This is a genomic window from Streptomyces sp. DH12 (assembly GCF_020873895.1).
Lineage (GTDB): Bacteria > Actinomycetota > Actinomycetes > Streptomycetales > Streptomycetaceae > Streptomyces.
Window position 1 is genome coordinate 1 of sequence record NZ_JAHWGT010000498.1, and the last position, 588, is coordinate 588.

The window sequence follows — 588 nt, forward strand, 5'->3', positions numbered from 1 at the left end:
GTGCCTTTTGAGCAGCCGCAGAACGTGCTCCATGATCGGCCGGTTGGCCACCGGCAGGAGCGGCTTGGGCATGCTTGAGGTCATGGGGCGAAGACGTGTGCCTTCGCCCCCGGCCATCACGACGGCCTTCATGTCGGAAGCGTCCTCCTCGAAGAGACGACGGTCTGGCCGACTTCACCCGCCAGGATTGCCGCACACGTATTCAGCGTGGGACATCGCGCGCCCCGTTGCGCGTGAGGAAGCGAGTCAATCGGCCATGGCGTCCGCACGGATCAAGCGGCGGACTTGGACCACATAGAGCACTCCTGCCCACCAATAGAGGGTTGTACCCCATCCGGCGAACGCCCAGCCGAAAATTGCGGCGAGTGACGAGATCCAACCACTTCCGTCACTGAGCAGGAGCAACGGGAAGGCATACATCAGGTTGAAGGTCGCGGCCTTCCCCAGGAAGTTCACCTGCGGCGGCGGATAGCCGTGGCGCCGCAGGATGCCCACCATGACCAGGAGGACCAGCTCCCGGGCCAGCAGGACGACGGTCAGCCAGAGCGGCAGAATCTCCCGCCAGGTGAGTCCGACCAGGGTCGAGAG

The 588-nt window shown here is 64.5% G+C and carries 2 protein-coding genes; both read right to left on the reverse strand.

Annotated elements, in window-relative coordinates; genetic code table 11:
- Positions 1-132 (reverse strand): sugar phosphate nucleotidyltransferase (locus LPA54_RS35395; protein WP_228984684.1); only part of this gene is annotated, 132 nt, incomplete at its 3' end.
- A gap of 114 nt (positions 133-246) precedes the next feature.
- The coding region (locus tag LPA54_RS35400) for a CDP-alcohol phosphatidyltransferase family protein (protein WP_306806594.1) at positions 247-588 on the reverse strand (342 nt) is incomplete at its 5' end.